Below are 5,881 nucleotides of genomic sequence, written 5' to 3'. Positions count from 1 at the left end.
GCCGGCTCCGGCGACGCGTGCCATCCAGGCCGGGCCCGCCGAGGATCCGGCGGATCCCGCCCAGGCCGCGGCGCCGAGCGCGTTCAACGTACATCCACGCCCCGCGCCCGGCGCGCCGGGCGAGGACGCTGAGCCCGCCGCGCCCCGTGCACCCGGTGCGCCCGGCGCGCGCGGCTCGGCCCGCGCACGGCCGCAGGACGTCGCTCGCGGGCGTGCCTCGCTGTGGCACGAGGACGTCGCCCGCGGGCGCGCCGCCGTGCCGCCGCCGAACCCCGGCCGGGACGGTCCCGGCGAAAGCCGCTAGGTTCTGTCTCGGCGGGAATGGCCCCTTCGGCTGGTGTAAGTGCAGCGCAAAAGTTAGCGTCCTTGCATGGCTGTCAAGGTTCTCGCGATCGTGCTTGCCGGCGGCGAAGGCAAACGCCTGATGCCCCTCACGGCGGACCGGGCCAAGCCCGGCGTCCCCTTCGGCGGGATCTACCGCATGATCGATTTCGTGCTGTCGAACCTGGCCAACGGCGGTTATCTGAAGATCGTCGTGCTGACGCAGTACAAGTCGCACTCGCTGGACCGCCACATCACCAAGACCTGGCGGATGTCCACGCTGCTGGGCAACTACGTCACCCCGGTGCCCGCACAGCAGCGTCTCGGGCCGCGCTGGTTCGCCGGCTCGGCGGACGCCATCTACCAGAGCCTCAACCTGATCAACGACGAGAACCCCGACTACGTCATCGTCTTCGGCGCGGACCACATCTACCGGATGGACCCGAAGCAGATGGTGGACCAGCACATCGCCTCGGGGGCGGCGGTGACGGTCGCCGGGATCCGCCAGCCGACATCGATGTCGGACCAGTTCGGCGTCATCGACGTGGATCCGCAGAACCCGCGCCGGATCCGCGAGTTCAAGGAGAAGCCCACCGAGGTCGACGGCCTGCCGGACGCTCCGGACGAGATCTACGCGTCGATGGGCAACTACGTCTTCACCACCCGCGCGTTGTGCGAAGCGGTGACCAGTGACGCGCAGGACCCGGACAGCAAGCACGACATGGGCGGCAACATCATCCCGATGCTGGTGTCCAGGGGTGAGGCCAACGTCTACGACTTCCGCGACAACGACGTGCCGGGCAGCACCGACCGCGACCGCGGCTACTGGCGCGACGTGGGGACGCTGGACTCGTTCTACGACGCGCACATGGACCTGATCGCCACGCTGCCGGTGTTCAACCTCTACAACCTGGACTGGCCGATCTTCACCCAGTACAGCTCCTGGCCGCCGGCCAAGTTCGTGCACGGCTTCGACGACCGGCAGGGCCGCGCGGTCGAGTCGATGATCTCGCCCGGCGTGGTGGTCTCCGGCGCGCTGGTCGAGCGGTCGGTGGTGTCGCCCAACGTGCGGATCAACTCGTGGGCGCGCGTCGAGGGCGCGGTGCTGATGGAGGGCGTTCAGGTGGGCCGCCGGGCGGTGATCAAGAACGCCATCCTGGACAAGAACGTGATCGTCCCGGAGGGCGCGCAGATCGGCGTCGACCTGGAGCGCGACCGCAAGCTCTACACCGTCTCGGACAACGGCGTGGTGGTCATCGGCAAGGGCCAGAAGGTCGAGTTGTAGGAGGCGCGGACCCGGTCAGCGGCGTTCGCGGAGGGTCTGCGACGGCGAGACGCCGAAGCGGGCCCGGTACGCGCCGGCGAAGCGGCCCAGGTGGGTGAAGCCCCACCGGGCCGCGACCTCGCTCACGCTGACCTGCCACTGGTCGCCGCGGCTCAGCTCGCGGTGCACGCCGTCCAGCCGCAGCCTGCGCAGGTAGGTCAGCGGCGACATGCCGACGTGCTGCTTGAACGACTCCTGCAGCACCCGGATGCCCACCCCGGCGATCGCGGCCAGCTCGGTGGCGGTGAACTGCCGGCTCGGGTCGGCGTGCATCGCGTCCAGCGTGCGCTTGACGGTCCTGGGCCGGCGCGCGGCCGGTTCGTGCGAGTACGGATGCTCGACGGTCAGCGCCAGCCCGCTGAGCAGCAGCTCCTGCCAGTGCCGGGCGATCTGCGGCCGGTCCACCAGGCCGTCGGGCCCGCTCAGCTCCTCGAGCAGCAGCCGCACCAGCGCGGCCCAGCTGCGGCCCGGCCCGCTGCCGGTGGAGAACGACGCGCCGAGCGGCATCGGCGAGGTGACCTGCCGGCCCAGCGCCGCGTCCACCTCGCGTTCCAGCGCCGCCCGGTCCACCTTGACGCTGATCATGCGGCAGTCCGCGGCCCAGGTCAGCTCGACGTCGCCGACCGGTTGCAGGACCGCCGCGCGGGAGGGGTCGGCGGCGACCACGTGCCCGAGCTGCCGGGACTGCACCGCCCCGCTGATCGGCACCAGCACGTGGTACGCCGTCTCCAGGTCGGACGACGTGACGTAGACGTCCGACCCGTAGCGGACCTCGCCGACGGTCACCGGTCCGAGGCGGAGCCCGTGCGCGACGAAGTCGATGTTGCGGTCGCTGGCGAGAGGCCGGACCCGCACCGTGTCGTAGAACACCCGCCTGCAGAACCGGCTCGCCTCATCGAGGTTCGTGGTTCGCAGCGACGCCCGTAACGGCGCGTCCGCCACCTCTTCGGTTACGACCATCCGCCGACTGTAGTCCTGTGGTGACGCTCAGGCAGCTACCGGTACGGGCCATTCATATTCGGTCACTGCACCGCCGGAGACGTTCACCTCGTCGAGCACCGTCACGGGGTCGCGCCAGACGGCGTACCGGCCGGCCGGCAGCCCGTCGATGACCACGCTCCAGCGCACCCCGCCGCGCACGTAGCGGGCGCGCACCGCGGCGTGCGTCCGCAGCGCCGGGTCGGCCACGGGGCTCACCTCGATCTCGTGTCCGTGCAGGCTGCCCGGGGTGTCGATGATCAGCGCGCCGATGTCGCGGCCGATGTTCAGCACGACGGTGCCCTGCCCGCTGGGGGCCAGGGTGTGCCGGGTGTCGGGCCGGATGTGGTGGTGGTGCACGCCTACTCCTTGGGAGCCGGTGGGTTGTTGAAGCCGTCGAACGGCGTGGGCAGGTACGGGAACTCGTCGAGCAGCTCGGCCGTGACGTTCTTGATGCTGAGGCCCTGTTCCACCAGGGTGGCCGCCTCGTCCGGCTCGAACTCCGCGTTCACCAGCGGCAGGGTCGCCCCGGCGATGGCGCGCAGCGAGATCGACACGACGTCGTCGGTGATCCGCCGCCCGTTGGGGAAGCCGGCCAGGTCGGCGCCGAGCAGCCCGAACGGGTTGGGCTCCTTGGCCGGCGGGACCGCGGTGTTCAGCCGCAACATGTCCGCCTGGATCTTGCCGGTGTTGTTCTGGAAGTCGTCGATCAGCCCGTCCGGGATGCCGGTGAGCAGCACCGCCAGCAGGTCGGCCCGGGGCTCCCCGGTCTTGTTCTGCGCGGCCAGCTTGTCGAACACGCCCGGGTAGAGCACGGGCAGCAGGGCGCCGAGCTCGGGGGTGGCGACGAACTCGGCGAACCGCTTGTCCTCGCTCGGCGGCAGGCTGTTCCATTGGTCCTTCTGCGCCATCGGGACGATGACCTCGTTGAACAGCGGGTTGCCCAGCCGGGAGACCTGGGTCTGCGGGCCCACGTACACGTCGTCGTGGTCCTTGTCGCCCTGCCGGACCTGCACCTGCCGGCGGCTGGCCGACGTCCACACCCCGATCACCGCGCCGGCGTCGCGGCCGCGGACCTTCTTCTTGCCGTCCCTGCGGACCATGTGCAGCGGGACCTGCAGCGCGATCGAGTGCACGTTGGTCTTGTCGGTCGCGTTGACCGCCTTGCCGGCGTAGTCGAACAGCTTCTGCCCGACCAGGTGCTTGTCCTGGAAGGGACGCAGCGTGCCCAGGTCGAAGATCGCGCCGAGGTCGACGAAGAACGCGTCGGCGCGCTGGCCGGCGAACACCTTCTCGCCGGACTTCAGCTTGTGCACCGCGTCCTCGGCGAGCTTGGCGTAGTCCGGGATGGACAGCGGCCCGACGTTGCAGGGCGGGCAGGGCAGCTTGTCGGCCAGGACGGTGTGCTTGCCGTGCATGTCCACCCGGGTCACCGAGAAGAACTGCCGCCGGTTCCAGTTCTCGCTGTCCAGCGACTCGATCGGCCCGGTGTTGTAGAGGAACGTCCGGTCGTTGCGCAGCTCGGTGCGGAACCGGAACTGGTACGTGAGGTCCGGGCGGGCGTCGCCGTTGGAGTCGATGTGGATCTCGTAGAGCACGTCGTCGCCGAACTCGAAGAAGTTCGGGCCGCCGGCCGGCGCCTGCAGGGGCACGTAGTTGGCGATCAGCGTCACGGTGTCCGGGTGGTCCGGGCTGACGAACGCGTACAGGTCGGAGCTGTCCGCCACCGGATCCTTGCTGATCTCCGGCGCTTCGCGATGGGAAGACACGATGTGTGGGTCCTTCGGGGGGCTCGAGGGGGCGGTCAGCCGCGGCGGACGGTCTTGAGCAGCTGCGCTGCGAGCTTCTTGTCGGTGAAGGTCAGTCGCTGCTCGCCGGAGAAGATGTCGAACGTTCCCTTGCGCGCGTCCCGCAGCGAGATGACCAGCGCCTGGCCGTCGTCCTGCGCCTCTTCCTCACCGGCCAGGCTGAGCCCGGCGACGCCGGCGACCGAGGCGCCGACCCCGACGGTGGCGGCGACGGTGAGGACGCGGCGGCGGGCCAAGGTAACGGTGCCCAGGGTTCCGGTGCGGCTGCCGTGGTGTGCACGACTCATGCTCGGCCTTTCGTTCGGGGGTCTGGCGGGCTTGCGTCGTCGACGCCCACCTGTACGAAGGTCAGACCGTTCTCAGTTCAACGGGTCAGCTGCCGTCCGCGCCGAATTAAGAGAAGCAAAAGGGGCGCGCCGAAGATCACGAGCAGGAGCATTGCACCGGCTACGGCGTAGCGCAGCAGGTCACTGCCCTGTTCGACGGAGGCGACGGTGGTGACGGCCGGCGGCGCGGCGGATGTGGCCGGCACGGCCGGCTTCGGTTCGGCCTTCCTGACCGCGGCCGCCGCCGTCTTCTTCGGCGCCGGCTTCGTGACGACCGGCGAGGCGGACGGGGCCGCCGCGGCGGGTGGCGCGGCGATCACGAGGTCCGAGCACGAGTAGTACGTGTCCGGCGTGGACGAGGTCTCCCAGACCACGTACAGCACGTGCCGCCCACTGCGCTTCTCCGGCAGCTTCACGCTCATCCGGTACGCGCCGTCCCGCAGCGGCGGGTCCCTGTCCTCGAGCAGCGGCCTGGCACCCAGGTCGGCCCAGCGCAACTTCTTCGCCGGGTCGTAGCCGGCGGTCGTCAGGTAGACCCGGAACGTTCCCTGGTGCGGGATCGTGGTCGCGTACCGCAGGTCCAGGGTCTCCCCCGCCTTCGCCCTGGTGGCCGGCCAGTCGTCGCGGGCCAGGTCCAGGCCGGCGTACGGCGCCAGGCCGCCGCTGCACAGCTTCCCGTCCGGCACCACGTCGCGGTCGCGCCCGTTCACGCCGGCGATCCGCAGGTTGTCGAAGTTGCCGATCGGCCCGCCGTTCGCCTTCCGCGCGGCCTTGCACGCGGCCGAGCCCGTTTCGCTGCCCTGCGATCCGCACGCGGCGGTGCGGCTGATCGGCCTGGTCGTGGCGCCGTGGGCGGCGGCGGGCGGTGCGGGCGCGAACGCCAGCGCGACGCAGGCGCTGACCAGGGTCGCTGCCGCGAGGGCGCTCGTGCGGGTGACGGCGGGCATGACGAGGGGTACGCACGCGGGGGCTCAGACGTTCACCGGCGAGGGGGTATTCGCCGGAAAAGCGCGGGCCCTGTGATTGCATGACCGGGTACCCGATAACAGGAGGACGCATGGACAAGCCCGACGTCGGCCAGATCACCGGTGAGCCGCCCGCCGATTTGCAGATCGAGGACATCA

At 70.5% G+C, this 5,881-nt stretch carries 6 protein-coding genes and 1 pseudogene; 2 read left to right on the top strand and 5 right to left on the bottom strand.

Going from position 1 to position 5,881, the window contains the following annotated elements; all coding sequences use genetic code 11:
* Positions 1-304 (top strand): annotated as a pseudogene (locus tag AB0M20_RS22925) (hypothetical protein); the annotation flags it as partial.
* Between the two features lie 66 nt (positions 305-370).
* Positions 371-1,606: a glucose-1-phosphate adenylyltransferase gene (gene glgC, locus AB0M20_RS22920; RefSeq protein WP_364301266.1), complete on the top strand. Its 1,236-nt coding sequence runs from the start codon at positions 371-373 to the stop codon at positions 1,604-1,606.
* Positions 1,607-1,621: 15 nt separating this feature from the next.
* On the opposite strand, the gene AB0M20_RS22915 is transcribed toward glgC, so the two are convergent.
* The 5 genes from AB0M20_RS22915 to AB0M20_RS22895 all read right to left on the bottom strand — a co-directional run bounded on the left by AB0M20_RS22915 (position 1,622) and on the right by AB0M20_RS22895 (position 5,704).
* Entirely contained in the window at positions 1,622-2,605 is a 984-nt protein-coding gene (locus AB0M20_RS22915; RefSeq protein ID WP_364301264.1) for an AraC family transcriptional regulator, read from the bottom strand.
* Between the two features lie 27 nt (positions 2,606-2,632).
* Positions 2,633-2,983, bottom strand: coding sequence for a phospholipase (locus AB0M20_RS22910; RefSeq protein WP_364301262.1), 351 nt, complete (start codon positions 2,981-2,983; stop codon positions 2,633-2,635).
* Positions 2,984-2,985: 2 nt separating this feature from the next.
* Entirely contained in the window at positions 2,986-4,392 is a 1,407-nt protein-coding gene (locus AB0M20_RS22905) for a DUF4331 domain-containing protein (protein WP_364301260.1), read from the bottom strand.
* A 35-nt stretch (positions 4,393-4,427) separates the two neighbouring features.
* The gene (locus AB0M20_RS22900; RefSeq protein WP_364301258.1) at positions 4,428-4,718 is read right to left on the bottom strand and encodes a hypothetical protein; all 291 of its coding nucleotides are present in this window, start codon (positions 4,716-4,718) and stop codon (positions 4,428-4,430) included.
* A 77-nt stretch (positions 4,719-4,795) separates the two neighbouring features.
* Positions 4,796-5,704, bottom strand: coding sequence for a lytic polysaccharide monooxygenase (locus tag AB0M20_RS22895; protein WP_364301256.1), 909 nt, complete (start codon positions 5,702-5,704; stop codon positions 4,796-4,798).
* Between the last annotated feature and the right edge of the window lie 177 nt (positions 5,705-5,881).

This window comes from Actinoplanes sp. NPDC051633 (assembly GCF_040681735.1).
Classification (GTDB): Bacteria; Actinomycetota; Actinomycetes; order Mycobacteriales; family Micromonosporaceae; genus Actinoplanes.
This window is presented reverse-complemented; position numbering and strand designations above follow the sequence as displayed.